At 54.9% G+C, this 14,485-nt stretch carries 14 protein-coding genes; 7 read left to right on the top strand and 7 right to left on the bottom strand.

Annotated elements, in window-relative coordinates; translation table 11 throughout:
* Positions 1–111 precede the first annotated feature (111 nt).
* From GSQ73_RS10430 to GSQ73_RS10420, 3 genes are all read right to left on the bottom strand, one after another.
* The gene (locus GSQ73_RS10430) at positions 112–501 is read right to left on the bottom strand and encodes a hypothetical protein (protein WP_158883740.1); all 390 of its coding nucleotides are present in this window, start codon (positions 499–501) and stop codon (positions 112–114) included.
* 366 nt (positions 502–867) lie between these two features.
* Positions 868–2,019, bottom strand: a complete 1,152-nt coding sequence (locus GSQ73_RS10425; protein WP_158883738.1) for a M50 family metallopeptidase — start codon at positions 2,017–2,019, stop codon at positions 868–870.
* An 86-nt stretch (positions 2,020–2,105) separates the two neighbouring features.
* Positions 2,106–3,050, bottom strand: a complete 945-nt coding sequence (locus GSQ73_RS10420; RefSeq protein WP_158883736.1) for an RDD family protein — start codon at positions 3,048–3,050, stop codon at positions 2,106–2,108.
* 314 nt (positions 3,051–3,364) lie between these two features.
* Here GSQ73_RS10420 and GSQ73_RS10415 point away from each other — a divergent pair, with 314 nt between their 5' ends.
* From GSQ73_RS10415 to GSQ73_RS10390, 6 genes are all read left to right on the top strand, one after another.
* On the top strand, positions 3,365–4,465 hold the full coding sequence (locus GSQ73_RS10415) for a hypothetical protein (RefSeq protein WP_158883734.1): 1,101 nt from the start codon (positions 3,365–3,367) through the stop codon (positions 4,463–4,465).
* A gap of 299 nt (positions 4,466–4,764) precedes the next feature.
* Entirely contained in the window at positions 4,765–5,268 is a 504-nt protein-coding gene (locus GSQ73_RS10410) for a hypothetical protein (protein WP_158883732.1), read from the top strand.
* Positions 5,269–5,375: 107 nt separating this feature from the next.
* Positions 5,376–5,819, top strand: a complete 444-nt coding sequence (locus GSQ73_RS10405; RefSeq protein WP_158883730.1) for a lysozyme inhibitor LprI family protein — start codon at positions 5,376–5,378, stop codon at positions 5,817–5,819.
* A 61-nt stretch (positions 5,820–5,880) separates the two neighbouring features.
* On the top strand, positions 5,881–6,432 hold the full coding sequence (locus tag GSQ73_RS10400) for a lysozyme inhibitor LprI family protein (protein WP_158883728.1): 552 nt from the start codon (positions 5,881–5,883) through the stop codon (positions 6,430–6,432).
* Complete coding sequence (locus tag GSQ73_RS10395; protein ID WP_216844761.1) at positions 6,429–6,821, top strand: hypothetical protein; 393 nt, start codon at positions 6,429–6,431, stop codon at positions 6,819–6,821. Before GSQ73_RS10400 ends, GSQ73_RS10395 begins: the two co-directional genes overlap by 4 nt.
* Complete coding sequence (locus tag GSQ73_RS10390) at positions 6,818–8,059, top strand: lysozyme inhibitor LprI family protein (RefSeq protein WP_158883726.1); 1,242 nt, start codon at positions 6,818–6,820, stop codon at positions 8,057–8,059. The genes GSQ73_RS10395 and GSQ73_RS10390 overlap by 4 nt, the downstream gene beginning before the upstream one ends.
* Before the next feature lie 288 nt (positions 8,060–8,347).
* On the opposite strand, the gene GSQ73_RS10385 is transcribed toward GSQ73_RS10390, so the two are convergent.
* Complete coding sequence (locus tag GSQ73_RS10385; protein WP_158883724.1) at positions 8,348–9,505, bottom strand: lactonase family protein; 1,158 nt, start codon at positions 9,503–9,505, stop codon at positions 8,348–8,350.
* A 437-nt stretch (positions 9,506–9,942) separates the two neighbouring features.
* Between GSQ73_RS10385 and GSQ73_RS10380 the strand changes: the two genes are divergently transcribed.
* Positions 9,943–10,377: a DUF1801 domain-containing protein gene (locus GSQ73_RS10380; protein WP_254063377.1), complete on the top strand. Its 435-nt coding sequence runs from the start codon at positions 9,943–9,945 to the stop codon at positions 10,375–10,377.
* Between the two features lie 175 nt (positions 10,378–10,552).
* Here the strand turns inward: GSQ73_RS10380 and GSQ73_RS10375 are convergent, their stop codons facing one another.
* The 3 genes from GSQ73_RS10375 to GSQ73_RS10365 form a co-directional block, all read right to left on the bottom strand.
* Entirely contained in the window at positions 10,553–11,611 is a 1,059-nt protein-coding gene (locus GSQ73_RS10375; RefSeq protein ID WP_158883722.1) for an SIR2 family protein, read from the bottom strand.
* A 346-nt stretch (positions 11,612–11,957) separates the two neighbouring features.
* Positions 11,958–12,659, bottom strand: coding sequence for a hypothetical protein (locus GSQ73_RS10370; protein ID WP_158883720.1), 702 nt, complete (start codon positions 12,657–12,659; stop codon positions 11,958–11,960).
* Between the two features lie 281 nt (positions 12,660–12,940).
* The coding region (locus tag GSQ73_RS10365) for a hypothetical protein (protein ID WP_158883718.1) at positions 12,941–14,485 on the bottom strand (1,545 nt) is incomplete at its 5' end.

The raw sequence follows: 14,485 nt of genomic DNA, 5'->3' as shown, positions 1-14,485 counted from the left end.
ACCTAGAAAACGACGAAAAATGACGCATACGTATTTAAGACCGCAAATGATCGCTCTAGGTTTCACCCATATAAATACGCACCAATTCAACCTTAAATTGGAACCTAGAAATTATGCCGGCTTCCACCAATAAGTTGAGCGGTATACAACCTCCCCCGTGACAGGCCAAACGAACTCCTCCCACATTACTTTCTTCTCTTTGCTACTTAACTTTGCAGCCTCATTAAGCCTGCCGAAAACCCGCTTTGTTATAAATGAGGAATGATTTCCGTCACGAAGAGCACACAACTTTGCGGCAATGTTCGCAGATTTTCCGACCCATACGAGATCATTAAAACCATGAATTCCCGTCTTCGCAACCAGCAATTTGCTAGCATCGACACCAACTGACTGCTTCATTACATATGTTGTGCTTGGATAGTGCTTTTTAATCGCCGTATTAATCACATTATTGACCACATAATTTATCTGCAGAGCAGTTCTCGCAGCAGCCGAATTCATCTCGCTTCCAAAGAAAACCGCCATAACTCGGTCACCATCAAATGCAGTGATCGAGCCGCCATTATTTTTGATAATTTCACAGGCCGAGTAGAGATAAATTCATGCAAGCGCGAATATTTATGAATTAGCCTGGCGAGATTTATATCTCCTTGAACTAGAGAACTCAACAAAATCTGTTCTATCAAACGCTTTTTTTCAGGCTCACGCCCCTTAAATCGCCGAAGTAATGATCCAAGCTCAAGGGGACTTTCGCCTCCACCAAAGTCTGCGCCCACATCTAGCGCTTGGTTCTCCCTTGTCCGATCTTTGCTAAGATCGAGCATTGTTTTCGACATTTTTGGAGAGGTGTGCTTTGTATTTTTTTCGTCAAAGCACGTCACCTAGCGAATTAAACTTTAAGGTGTTACTCATCTCTATGGAAAGCATATGCGCCCTTATCTTGGCTTCGCTTCGCGGCAGCGCCTTGTCCATAGATTGTTTGGCTATTTTTTGTGCGTTATCAAGCTGCCGATGCGCATGAGCCGTATCGCCGTTCAACAGGGCGCGTAAGGCAAGACAACGGGGCCACAGGCTGGGAGCGCTCCATGTCTGTGCTTTTGTAAGCAGGTTGTCGCTCAAACCTGTCGCATCTCTGTTCTGCATGGCGCGGGAGAAAGCCAGCTCCGCACGGAGTTGCGCAAAGGCGCCGATAAGCTTGATCCTCACCGGCTCAGGCAACGATTGGACCATGCTATCGAAGCTCGCCTGCAAGTCCGCGGCATGCTGCCACTCTCCACGGTTCTGATGTGCTTTCACTCGATACCAGAGGGCGACAAGCGGCGCTGGCATGGGTTGAGAATCAAGCAGCGCTATCTGATCGACGGGCAGCTGATCTGCGGTAACACCTGAAATCGACAACGCCTGTAGACGCGTGTGCGCCAGTAATGGGCTGTGTTCCAACTCTTTCTGACTCCAGATCAACAACCGCATGCCGTCACTGGCGAGGCCGCGCATGGACGGCAGCAGGTTGGTGACGCCCATGGCGACGTTGAGTACCGCGAAAGCCATGCACAGAGAACCCGCTGGTGCCGACGACCAGACGTTTGCCAGCGCGGCAGAGATGGCCGCTATCACGAGGTTGGCTGCTGGACCACCTGCGGTCATCAAAAGTACTTGGGGGCGCAAGGCTCGGATAGGATCACAGGCGGCGATCACGAGACCATCGACTCTGATCTTCTGTCCCCTGTTCCAGCGCATCCGCCAGCCACGTTGTTGCGGAACGATTTCGATGCGACCGACGACAAAATGAGTCACCGTCATACCGGCGAATCGTGCCGCCGCGTAGTGACCTAGCTCATGGATGAGCAGCATGAAGAACATGGAAAGCAGAAGCGCAATGAGTGGAAGAAAGTGTCCGATACCTGTGATGTTCTCAACTTCAGAACACAGGACGAAGGCAGTCACGCCGCTTGCGAATCCAACGATCCATTGAATGGGTCTGAAGATTCGATCCAGTCGCTTTTGCGTGAGCGGGCTCATGTTGTCAACGCAAATCTTTTCCGAACTTCAAATTTCCAGCACGTGACGGCTCGATGCTGGAAACGACTTTGCAAAACGTACCCATCTCAACGCAGCTCCTCCGGCTTAAACGAATACCCATGCCGCTTCCATCCCGAAGCGATGCCCATGTCGTAGCCATAAACCAGCGTCACCACGACATCGTCTTCTTTGGCTATGTCGGGATCGCCTTTCGCCATCAGTTGCGCGATGTGCCGGGCCATGGCGTCGTCACCGACCAGCGGCGCGTCCAGTCGAATGACTGATTGCATGGTGTGCGACACGTTGCCGTTGAACCACATCGTTTTCCGCCCGACTTGCGCCGTGAGCACATGTGGCTGCGCTATCAGCGTCTCGTACAGCGCCAGCATGCCGGCAAATGTCTGCGTGTTTGCGAATCGACTGGCCAACAGCGGTGAACCGAGGGCGAGAACGACGAGCAGCGCCGCCACGATGAAGTGACCGCGCCACATGCCTGGAAATGTCGTTGGTTGCCCGACACGATCGAAACGCTCCACGTACGAGCCCACTGCCAGATCGTGCAACGACTGCCGCGTGCGTCGATTGAAGATGTAGAGATAGAGGGTGGCAAACGTGCTGCCGAACACGACAAGCCCGAGCAGATAAACCAGCGGCGAGGATGCCGTCATGCCCGGAACGATTGGCAATCCGTTGCAGAAAAACGGAATACCCAGCACCGCGTAGCGCAGCAACGAGCGCGGCAGGCTCAGCAACTGATCATTCGCATCGACGACGCGCACACCGAGCCAGCGTTTGGCGAGCGTCTGCCCGCCACCGATGCGGCTATTCAAGATGCCGAAGTAAGCCAGCGCGATGGCAAAGCCGATCAGCCGTGCGTAGAAGCCCATGCGCGCCAACGGATCGAAGAACATCCACCCGAGGACCAGCCCGACGATGCCGAGCAGGATCAGGTCGATGATGAAAGCGCCAAGGCGGCGCCAGAAACCGGCAATCGTCCGCGCCGGCCAGCCATCCGTTTGCCATGCGTCCATGTGCTTCCGCCTAGAAGTCCACGCATCTTGCCGCAAGCGGGAGCGCGAGGCGATGTGCGCTGCGGCAAGCGGCGCTGGCGTGACGCGCGCGGCCAGCAGAAACCCGTCTGCAGTAAAGATCAACGCACACTCTTGCGCCTTCACACACGCAAGAATCTGCAGCAAAAAAGGTGAACCCGTCGAGCCCTTCGGCGGTTGACGGTCGGCCATGATTGAGGCGGGACGGGAATCCAGGGTGAGCGTGTTTGACGTGTCGGAGAATCTGGATGGTCCAGGTTCGACGGTTACATCCACCGCTTTCCATGGAGAACAACATGCAGTCCAAAAAGAATTTTGGTGCTCGCCGGCTGATCCAGATCGCCGTTGTCGCAAGTTTCGTGACCGCCGCCTTCGCCCCCGCGGCGTTTGCTGCCGGCACGCAGGTCGGTGCCGACACGGCACAAGCGCCTTCGATGGTGCAGGCGCAGGCGATTCAGAACTGGCATGAAGACATGACACGCACGGCGACGCCGGCGGAAGGTTGTTATCAGGCGTCGTTCCCGAGCATTTTGTGGAAGCAGGTCAACTGCACGCAGGTGCAGGCGGTGCCGCGTACGCATCCCCTGCCCCGACATGGTGATGCGCTGAGCGGTTTCGCCGCGCAAAGCCTCGGCGGTTCGCAGACCACCGGCAACGGCAACGACTACACGGTGAATGTGTCGGGCACGATCAGCAGCACCACCGGCACGTTTCCCACGGTGACGGGCGTGACCTCGGAGAAAGGCGTTGGCGTGGCGGCGTTCGGTGGCGGCGGCATTCTCGGCGCCAACGAGTACACGCTGCAGGTGAATTCGAATTACGACACGACCACATCGGTATGCGCCGGCCATTCGGGTTGCACGGTGTGGCAGCAATTCATCTATTCGCCGGACTACAACACCAAGGGCAAGGCCGCGGTGTTCATCCAGTACTGGCTGCTCGGCTACGGCGGCTCGCGCTGCCCGAGCGGGTTCGGCAGCGATGGCGAAGGTGACTGCTACAAGAACAGCTCCGCCGTGACCGCGCCGGACGTGCCCGCCACGCAGCTGGCCAACCTCAAGATCACCGGCAGCGCCGCCAGTGGCGGCAACGACAAGGTGGTGTTCACCAACGGCACCACCGCGTACACGGTCACCGCGAAAGACAGCGTGCTGAAACTGGCCACCGCCTGGCACCAGTCGGAGTTCAACGTGGTCGGCAATGCCGGCGGCTCCGAAGCGGTGTTCAACTCCGGATCGTCGATCAAGGTGAACGTGGGCATCGCGCACTCCAACACCGCCACGCCGACGTGCGTTTCCAACTCCGGCTCCACCGGCGAAAGCAACAACCTCAACCTCGGCAGCTGCACCGCCACCGGCGGCTCGTCGCCGGGTATTTCGTTCACCGAGTCGAACTGAGCTGACGACGTTGTAGGTTGAGATGGAACGGGCGCCGCGGGATTTGTCCCGCGGCGCTTTTTTTTGGTGATGGAAGAGAGTGGGTTTGGACGGCTATACATATCGACTCTATTGCGACACGGCTAGCACTTCGAGAACGAATATCAGCGCCATGAATCAAATGGCCACATTACTGTGATGCCACTCCATCAGCCGAGCCGATCGCCTACTTCATTTCCCGCTCATGCTCACGCTGCTCCACGAATCGCCGATGATAGGCTTCCGGTGAGGCATTCCAGCCCCATCCTCAAGGAGCAAACGTGTTCTCCACCTCGACTCACCCGCGATCGCATTGTCTACGCAATGCTTTCGTTTTTTGCTCGTTGGCCGCTGGCGCCCTCTTCTGCACAGCACACGCAAAAGATGCCGCATCGAAAACCTTCGACGGCTCTTGGGAATATCGCAGCGATTGTCAATTCGGTCACTACGTCCAACTCGATTTGAAGCAGAAAGACGCAGTTGTCACAGGTGATTGGAGCGACGGAACACGCGTCGAAGGCTGGGATGGCTCCCTTGAAGGACGCATCAGCGGCAGCAGGCTGTACGCAAGGTACTGCAGCACTGAGGCGAATGGCGGCCATGCCGTGTGCCCGAGTTACGATCCCGATGGGAGCGACTATTTCGCGCGCCAGAATCGTGATTTGATCTGGTTCAGGTCAATTGGGAAAGGGGCCGAAAAGTCGTTCGAAAAATACGTCGTGCTTCATCCCTTCATCAAGGGAAAGCGCAGACCTGCAGATACGAAGTGCCCAAGCGACAATTGAAAACAAAAGCAGGGCCAACGCAACACAGATTTGATCAGCACCTTCAAGTGCAAAGCGGCAGTGCTTTCACCGACTAACGAACAGGCTGCAAGTTCAGGGACAGCACCATGAAAACTGCCGCGCCATTCGCCGTCGCCTTGGCTCTTGTTGTCCACAGCGTTGGCGCAATCGCTACCGACAGCACACGCGCATTGATCCAACGCAATGCGCCAAGAGGCATCACGACAACCTTCTATACCTGCATCGAAAAGACGGGCTCCGACGCAGTTGCACTCGGCGCGTGTTTGTCTGCAGAAAAGGCTACCCAGGACGATCGACTGAACAGCACGTACAAGGCGCTCCTCGCCAAACTGGACGACAAGGCAAAAGACAAATTGATCGCCGCGGAACGAACCTGGTTGAAGTTGCAGGATGAGAACATCGAATTCGAGAACTCACTCTATGGCGATGAAGACATCGCCGACCTCGCAGTGACGCAAAGGGAACTTTTCAGCATCTGCGATCGAGCCAACAAGCTGAGCAACTACCTGATCGTCGCCAACAATCGGTAGCTGTTTGGCGCATTCACGACACGCGGGGCACTGCGAAAATTTCCCGAGGATCTGGACAGTCATGGAGAAGACGATGAAGAAAGTACGAACTGTTGCGCTACCGGTATTCGCGTTCGCCATATTTGCGACGAACCCTGTTTTGCTGCATGCGACATCCGCATTCGCCAACGGCAGTCAGGACATGATCAACGGCATCGCCATGGTGCCGGGCGTGGAACGGTTGTCCTACGTCTCAACTCAGTACTACGGCGTTCGATCGACCTACGATGCATGCGTGAAGAAAACTCAGGGACGCGTGGCAGAACAAGGTGATTGCGCGGATACCGAGTTCGAGTATCAGGACGAACGACTCAACCGTGCTTACAAGGCGTTGATCGCCGGCTTGAGCGGAATCGACAAACGATCTGCCGTGGACGCTCAGCGGGCGTGGCTGGCCTTCTATGCCAAAGACTGCGCAGCCCGGGCCGACCGCTTCGGTTCGGACGTTGCGCCCGAGACCGAATCCATCTGCCGCATGGAAAGCACCGCCATGCGCGCGCAGCAACTGGAGGACTGGCGTGACAGCCTTTCGGCTAGCCACAGGCAGGCGTCCGAACCAAAGGGTGAGAAATGAAGATGTTCAAGGTTGCAGGGTGCATTCTTTTTTTCGCCATATCGCCGCTCTCCATGGCAGCCAATGAATCGCCTGCCGAAGCTCAAACGGCGATGAGTGCTTACTCGATTCGCACGGAGCGCTACCCGCGTCCACCCTCCTCCGGCGCCACCTATTTCATCTATGAAAAAGACGGCAAGGTCATCTGCACCAAGCTGGCTGTGTGCGACAAGTACGACTCTTGCAAATCAACTTATGCGCGAGGGAGCTACAAGGCGCCTGAAGACGTTAAAGCCGGAAACCCCTACGGAACTACACCGGCCGTCCTGATCCAAAGAAGCAAATTGACAGCCCACAAGTGCTTGCTGAAATTTGATCTGAACCGCAGCGAGAACAATTCGGGACATTGAAGAAACCGCTTGCCCACGTTTTTGGGAAGCCGTATTTCTTTTTCAATGTTCATGCGTATCGCGTGCTGCCTCCAAATTGCTTTCCACGCATGTTTACGTTTTTTTCGGAAACGCCGAGGCTGCCTTTTGGCAAGCAGTTTTTGGATCGGTCTTCAAGGAGTTTTATGTCGAATCAGTCAGTTCACCTCCGCTCACGCCAGTCGCGTGGCACGGTTTCCCGCCCCGCATCTACAAATACCCGACATGTGTTCGTCGTGGTGCTCATCGCTGCTGCGTTTGGATCAGGCCTCTCTTTCGCCGAGCAATGGCCAAATCATCCGTCACCTACCAAAGGCTCCGAGGTGGCCTCGTACGCGCGCTCCATCGGCCTAAGGCCTTCGGTGAGTGCGTGCATAAAAAGTGCAGGCGGAGCGACGCCAGGCACGCGCGATTGCCTGCGCGACGAGCATGACTTTCAGGATCATCGGCTCAACCAGACTTACAAGAAGTTGATGGGCTCATTGGTTGAAGTCGATCGAAAACATCTACGCGAAGAAGAGCGGCAATGGATCACGTTCCGGGACAAATATTGTGCCGTTGGCAATGAGCCGGGCCAAGGACAGGAACTCGACGCGGACGAATGTGTGGTTGATCAAACGGCTGATCGTGCGACAGAGCTGGAGTCGCGAATGGCCTCGGAGTCACGCCGCCATTTGACGACGACCGTACCCGACGATGTGCGCGCCCTTGTTGCACCAACCGACACTCTCCTCGCCTATAAAGCGACCGATCTGTACGGCGACGGTCAACAGGCAGCAGTGGTCGTCGTGCGCCACCCCATTCATGGCAAAACTGATTACGACTTCAACAACAATCCTTGCGACCTTGTGGTGTTACGTCGGCAGGCTGGGAAGCTTTCCGAAGCCGACCACAGCACAAAGGTGGTGGACTGCACGTACAACGACATTGCTCGCCATGCCCCCGCGATGTCGTTAAGTGACAACCTGTCGGTATCGCCCGCGCACATTGTCTACGTCAACCAGAAAGACAGAGGCTACAGCACTTTCTACTTTGCGTGGTCAGAGCAAAAAAGCATGTGGTATTTGCAGCGAGCGACTACATCGAACCCGGATGGCGATCGAGTCGCCAACGCGGGCGCGTCATATCCAGCGGATTTTGCGTGGACGCCCATGTCGTCCGTCGAGCCGGACGCCATGGCTAAAATTCTCCAGAAACAACACGGAACAAGCAGTGAGTAACGGAGTTCACCACACCGTCCTTCAATGAGTTCCAACCTTTTATTCGAGCGTTGCGTTGACGCGGGCATCGAATCTCCGACTGAACTCGCCAACATCATGGCAATGCTTCGGTCGAACCCAAAGGCTTCAGCACGATGTACGAAGCACCGGATTGCCCCTCCGTTGATAACGTGGTCAGCGCTGTGCACGTTGCACACACGACGAGATACAGACCGCCGTCACCAGACAAGCCCGGAAATGAACCTGCCCCTTTTTGGCGAAGAAAAATCTACGCCACTTCGTTGCTTTCTACGGCTTGAGGAATTTGATATCCGAAGGCGCGGTGACCTCGATGATCTGCAACGTCTTGCCCAGGTGGCCATTGGCCGGATCGCGGGCGATCACCGCGATACGGTTGTCGCCCTGGTCAGCCACCAGCAGGAACCGGCCGCTGGGATCGATGGAAAATTCGCGCGGCTGACGGCCTTCGGCGGCGCGACGCTGAAGCAGCGACAAGCCGCCATCGACGCCCACCGCAAACACGGCGACGTGGTTGTCCGTGCCACGATCGACGGCATACAGAAACCTGCCGTCCGCCGACCGATGGATGGCACCAGCGCCCTTGTCGCCGTTGAAGCCGGGCGCAAACAGGTTCACCACAGTGCGCAGTGTCAGGGCGCCATCGGTGGCCACGTCCAGCACCGCGACCTGCCCTGCCATTTCCAGCGTCAGGTACGCGTGCTTGCCGGTTTTATCGAAGACCAGATGGCGCGGGCCGCTGCCTGGCGGCAATGCCAAAAAGGCTTTGGCGGCGGGCTGCAGCGGATGCTCGGCGTTGTCGCCGGGCGCATAGCGATACGCGTAGACACGATCCCCACCCAGGTCGGCGACATAGGCGAACCGGCCATCCGGCGCGAAGTTCACCGAATGGATGTGCGCCGACAACTGCCGCGCCTTGTCGACGTGGCTTGCCTGATAAGTGGAAAGCTGGGTGACCGGCTGCAACGTGCCATCCGCAGCCACCGGCAGCACGGCCAGGCTGCCGCCGGGATCGGCGTGGACCGAATAATTGGCCACCAGCAAATAGTGCCCATCGGGGGACAGGCTGGCAAAGGTAGGTTCGTCGCCCAGCGTGGTCACCTGGTTGCGCAGGGTGAGCTTGTGCTGCGCATCCAGCGACAGGGCACTGGCGCGACCGACCCCATCGCGCGCGCCGGGGCCGTTTTCATTCACCGCATACACGTGCTTCTGATCCGCGGAAAGCACCAGCCACGACGGGTTATCCAGGCGCAGCTGCTGCCACGGCCTGGCGTCCAGCTTGCCGTTGTCGGTATCGAACCGATACGCATAAAGGCCCGGCTGCTCGCCCTTGGTGTAGGAGCCCACCAGCAGATCGACCGTGGCCGCCGAAGCGATGAGCGGGAGCACGCTCGTGACCAGCGCCATCAACCGGAACAAAGGCAACATGTGGAATCTCCCGAGGTGCGCAGGCGCACGGCGCTTGCTTTGGTGAGGTTCGAGGAAGAGCGGAATAACACGGTGAGGTTAACTTACCGACGAACGGGTTAGGCCGAGTTCCACGAGGTAAAACATTCGCCGGTTCTGCCGCGGAGCCAAGCTGCCGCGGACGCTGAAGTGAAACCCGGGTCAGGGTCGACTTTCTGCCGGCGACGCTCAATTAAGTGCACTCTGACCCCTGTTTTTGAGAGCCGCTGTGCAAAAAATCGTCTCCGACACCTTTTTCTGTTTCCTTTTTCGCATGTCGATCCGGCAGCGACTCGTTCGTCTTACTCATGAATCCAACTGGTTCAACACAGGAGTCCGCCATGGCGACCAAGAAAGCAGGCAAGTCCGACATATCCGACGCGACGCAAACACCAAATAGGGCCGCGAGACGCGGCGCGGTGGCCATCACCCTGCCGGAAGAGATGAACGGCAAGGCCAGCGCGGCCAAGGCGGCGGTCGGCGACAAGCCGGTGTTTGCCTACATCGCCAGCCTGCCGCAACCGCAGCGTGGCATCGCCGAACGCATCGACCAGCTGGCGGAAAGCACGCTTTCCGGCCTGGAGCGCAGCGTGAAATGGGGCATGGCGTACTACGGCGTAGGCGATGGCTGGTGCTTTTCGTGCGGCGCTTTCGCCAACCACACCAAGCTGATGTTCATCAATGGCATCACGCTCGACCACGTGCCTCCCGTAACGCCCGTCGCCATGGGTAAAGCAACGAGGGGCATGGAGCTGATCTCGCTTGACGATATTGACGAAGTCCAAATCGTGGCGTGGATGAAGCAGATTACCGTGATGCCGGGCGTGGGCAAGCGAGCGGCAAAAAAGAGCTGATCTACTCGATGAGTCAGAGAACATCCGTGTCGGGAAACCCGCCTTTTCGACCGCGCCCGACCGGGACGACTTCTTGCCGAGTTCTTTGCGCGCGCGTATTCGACGGGCGAAACCGGGGTCAGAGTCGACTTTCTATAGGCCTCGCGCAATTAAAGTGCACTCCGACCCCTGTTTCTTACGCGAGGCTCAACATACGTCGCAGCATCGGACCAATGTCAGAGTAATCAGCTACCCAAACAAGACGAACGCCAAGGTGAGCAACCAGGGCCTCGGTCCAGCGCTTCTCTACATCGCGTGCTGGTTCCTTCGCAATCCAATAGTGAATTGTCGAAACAGGCGGCGCACCGGTTTCTGATAATTCCTTCAGACGAAGGGCGTGGACCCAAGATAGCCATCGACGAATATTACTGTCCGTCAGAGACAATCCGATAAAGACGACTGAATGATGCGCGGCAGCGCGAATGAAAGACTCTGCCTGCCAAGAATATGCATTGTTGGCCAACTGGAGGTAAGCACCTTCCGAAAAAACCAACTTATCCACCGAGCTCAGAGCGGGCCGGCGCCTAGCTTCGGGCACTGGCAGAAGACCGTGGCAAAATTCGTAAGGAATACGACCTCGCTTTCGGTTAGAAGTGGCATGAGTGACGTAGTCAATCACGTCCGTCGTTCTAGAATCGCCCCAGCGTACGGCGGCACTTGCATTAATGAGGCTTGCAAACAAGGGTTCTGCGTTAAAAGAAAGAATTGCCGCCGGCTTTATTGCGGTATCCAAAACTTCCGCGACGGTATCCGCCAATGAATACGCCGTGAGATTAGGATAATGGTCTGATATTACCGCTAGAAATTCACTCCATTTTGCTAGACTTATCTCGCCCACATGCCTGGCATTTAGCGCCGATAGGAACGTCTTCCAAGCAGCGGCCGGAAGCAATGCCTTGGCATCGAAGTAAAGATCAGAAGCTAAATTCCTTGCAAACTCCTCTTCATCCATCTCAAGACGGTTCAAAGCCGCTTGAATGAAAGCATCGGGCGGATAAGCTTTTCTCAGTGAGTCCAGCTCGGATGTGGCCGCCAAGTCATCGTCTCGGAGGATAAGCTTAGCCACCAACCCTTGCCAATCGGGGAAAACCGGATTCGATGTTCCGGCGCCGACACACAGCACCCAGCCTCTAGCTTCTGCCGCAGCAACTAGAAGTCCCTTCGGCTGCATACCAGCCATACCCAACTTGGCCATGCATTTCTCCAAAACTTAGAAGCGAAAGCCACATTAATCCGCCGTTGTGCAAAGAGAATTACAAGCGGGGACAAGCTCACTTAATCCGTCGGTATGTGCCATTAAGTGAACCTTACCCCGTTTTCGCTAGAATTTGCGCCAGCCCGCCCATCAGGCTTCCCCCTCACACGCGTCAGCCGATCCAAACCTTCTTGGTAACGGGCTCTGACCCAGCTAGCTTGTTTTGCAACCATTTATCGGCGCCAAGCCCTCACGCCACTCGCCTCACACGAATTCAAACGGCTGTAAGTGAACCTGACCCCGTTTTCTAAAGTGCACTCTGACCCCTGTATTGTTTCGGATATTTTTAAGGCAGCGGCGGAGGTTCATGACTTAGACCCAAAGCTCTCCCTAACCTACCAATAAAGGGGGACGCAATACTGCGAAGGTCATTCTTTATCGCAAAGTATATCCTGAAGACCCACATATATATCGAAATAGATATCATTGTTTGAGTTACCTGAAGCCAAAATGATTGCGACGACGCCAACTCACCCTTCAGAACAATGATTAGCTGCGAAAGCATTATGATCAAAGCAAATATAATAATAAGAGGTATTGGAAGCAAGGCCAATGACTTCAGGCCATATTTTTTCCATGTAATAAAAATTAAGGACAAAGAGATCACAAGCCCAGACACCAGAAAAGGAAGGCCGACTAGACCAACGTCAATATCATCTCCCGTAACCTTATGATCGGCAAACACATAGACAACTCCGAGGCATAGGAGAACTACTACTGAAACAATATAATCTCGCGCCACTTCGCGACTAATTCTGTTCTCAACACTCCCTTCGGACAATCGCCACGAATCAACCATATTGGCGATATATATAGCAAACATAAACCATGATGTATAACCAGCGGCGATGCTGAGGAGGAACCCCAAAAGCGTCCTTGCAGTCAGACCTCCCCACATGCAACCAGCAATCGCAAAAACTGGAATTAGCACACTCCAGATCTTCATTCCGTTGTCCTCGACCAAGGTTCCATCAAATCCATCCATCATCACAATTTCCTATAGTGCGAAACTGCTCAGGGACATTTCAACCACTTGGAATAATCTCCCTCAAATACTTCCTCCTCGGCCTTGCTGGCGCACGGCCCTCTCATAGGCCAGCACTCGAAGATTCAAACGGCTATAAGTAAACCTGACCCGTTGTTGCCGAATTTCGCAAGAAATCTTCCAAAAAGCTGTCCCTGACCATTTTTTCTCGTTTACGCGAAAATTCAAACGGTCTTAAGTGAACCTGACCCCGTTTTTGGGCTCAGAAAGGCGCTCACGTGCTCCTAGCCCGACAAGTACTCCAAAACAGAAGTCTCCGCAGCATTTTTCATCTGCCTCGCCCGCGCCGGACCAACATAATAAGCCTGCTGCAACCGATCATCTGGCGCGCTCAACACATCTCTAATCTTGGTCAACGAAAGTTCTTCAAGCTTGTCCTTCTGCCACTCAGTTAGATCGAGCTCACGAACACTACGACTTAATCTCCGCTTTAGTGCATCCGATACGCTAGTACTCTCTTGATCAGACGATATAAACGCTAAGGACTGAAATATCTCTTGCGTTCCTCCGAACTCAACCATCCGTCTGGGGTCACTTGCTTTAACAATAGCGAGACCCGTCTGAGATGGGTTCGACTCCCCCGCTAATACGCACCCAACGTTGACAACATATCGAGTGCCAACTTCCCCTCGGGTGGCTTTGATTCCCAAAGCATGCTCTTTTAGAACCCCTGTGTATTGCAATATCCGAAGAGCTTGCACCGCCCGCTTTGGAGCATCGCGATGCACCCATATTGCAAGAGACGTTCTACCGCCAGCAGCCATCGCCACGTCGTTTCTTAATTTGAGCAACGCAAGCGCGGTGGATTCAATGAACTTCCTCCCCCAATCCACCAGCTCTCGATGGCCAGAATAAACTGACGCAAGCTGCGAATGTTCACTCCAAATTTGGTCTCGATAAAATTCTCGAATTGCGGAATTAACTTCAGCCGCACTCAAATTGGGTGACTTCGTAATAGATTTTAATAAAAGTCGCGGATTTCCGGAAGCTGCATATGCCAAAATGGTAAAGTTCTCACCCTTTTCTCGGAGAGTTTTTAATAATTTCGGCTCCGCCTGTCGCTCCACCATTTCCTTCATACTAGTCACATAGTTAGCTGACCATATGTCGCGATCTAACGTAATGAACTCCGCATCATGCACAGGCTGGAATGCTTCCCCATAGTGTGTAACACCTGGATAGACAGCAGCATTCATATTTAGAAAAGGCGACCTTAGATCACGAAACAAAGTGAAGAAGGTTCTTTGTTGCTCAGGCACGAAAATGTGCGCCGCCTCATCAACCAGAAGCGCAATGCGGGAAACTCCCATATCTTCGCAAAGATCGGAAACAGCCTCCTTTATGTCCTCCGCCGTCGGAACCATTGAAAAGTCGAAAGTTTCCGCCTCATCCTTCCAACCAGACTCTAAACCCTCGGCGAGCTGTTCAAGTCTAGTAGTGTTAATTGAAGCACTGGTTCGTCCTCCGGCAAGCATGGTTAAGGCGGCAGATGGCTTGTCTAACAACCCAAACTTTTTTGCCGATCGGATAATCGCGGAGGCAACCTTCGACATCATCCAAGCCTTCAGCTTGATCGGGTCATCAGTCGCCAACAGCGAGCTTCTTACAAATGATAGATACACCGGAAGAACACGATCTTCCGCGAAACTAGACTTCAGTTCACTTGCAGCCACTTTCAATAAAAATGACTTTCCAACCCCCCGACTACCTACCAGAATTGCAGGGGATCGACTTTTCAGCACGTCGACAACTCTTCGATCCAGTTCTGT

It is taken from the genome of Rhodanobacter sp. L36, from assembly GCF_009765755.1.
Lineage (GTDB): Bacteria > Pseudomonadota > Gammaproteobacteria > Xanthomonadales > Rhodanobacteraceae > Rhodanobacter.
This window is presented reverse-complemented; position numbering and strand designations above follow the sequence as displayed.

Coding starts and splice junctions, on each gene's coding strand:
- GSQ73_RS10430 (WP_158883740.1), bottom strand. CDS start 501: ATGAATTCGGCTGCTGCGAGAACTGCTCTGCAGATAAATTATGTGGTC.
- GSQ73_RS10425 (WP_158883738.1), bottom strand. CDS start 2,019: ATGAGCCCGCTCACGCAAAAGCGACTGGATCGAATCTTCAGACCCATT.
- GSQ73_RS10420 (WP_158883736.1), bottom strand. CDS start 3,050: ATGGACGCATGGCAAACGGATGGCTGGCCGGCGCGGACGATTGCCGGT.
- GSQ73_RS10415 (WP_158883734.1), top strand. CDS start 3,365: ATGCAGTCCAAAAAGAATTTTGGTGCTCGCCGGCTGATCCAGATCGCC.
- GSQ73_RS10405 (WP_158883730.1), top strand. CDS start 5,376: ATGAAAACTGCCGCGCCATTCGCCGTCGCCTTGGCTCTTGTTGTCCAC.
- GSQ73_RS10400 (WP_158883728.1), top strand. CDS start 5,881: ATGGAGAAGACGATGAAGAAAGTACGAACTGTTGCGCTACCGGTATTC.
- GSQ73_RS10395 (WP_216844761.1), top strand. CDS start 6,429: ATGAAGATGTTCAAGGTTGCAGGGTGCATTCTTTTTTTCGCCATATCG.
- GSQ73_RS10385 (WP_158883724.1), bottom strand. CDS start 9,505: ATGTTGCCTTTGTTCCGGTTGATGGCGCTGGTCACGAGCGTGCTCCCG.
- GSQ73_RS10375 (WP_158883722.1), bottom strand. CDS start 11,611: ATGGCCAAGTTGGGTATGGCTGGTATGCAGCCGAAGGGACTTCTAGTT.
- GSQ73_RS10370 (WP_158883720.1), bottom strand. CDS start 12,659: ATGATGGATGGATTTGATGGAACCTTGGTCGAGGACAACGGAATGAAG.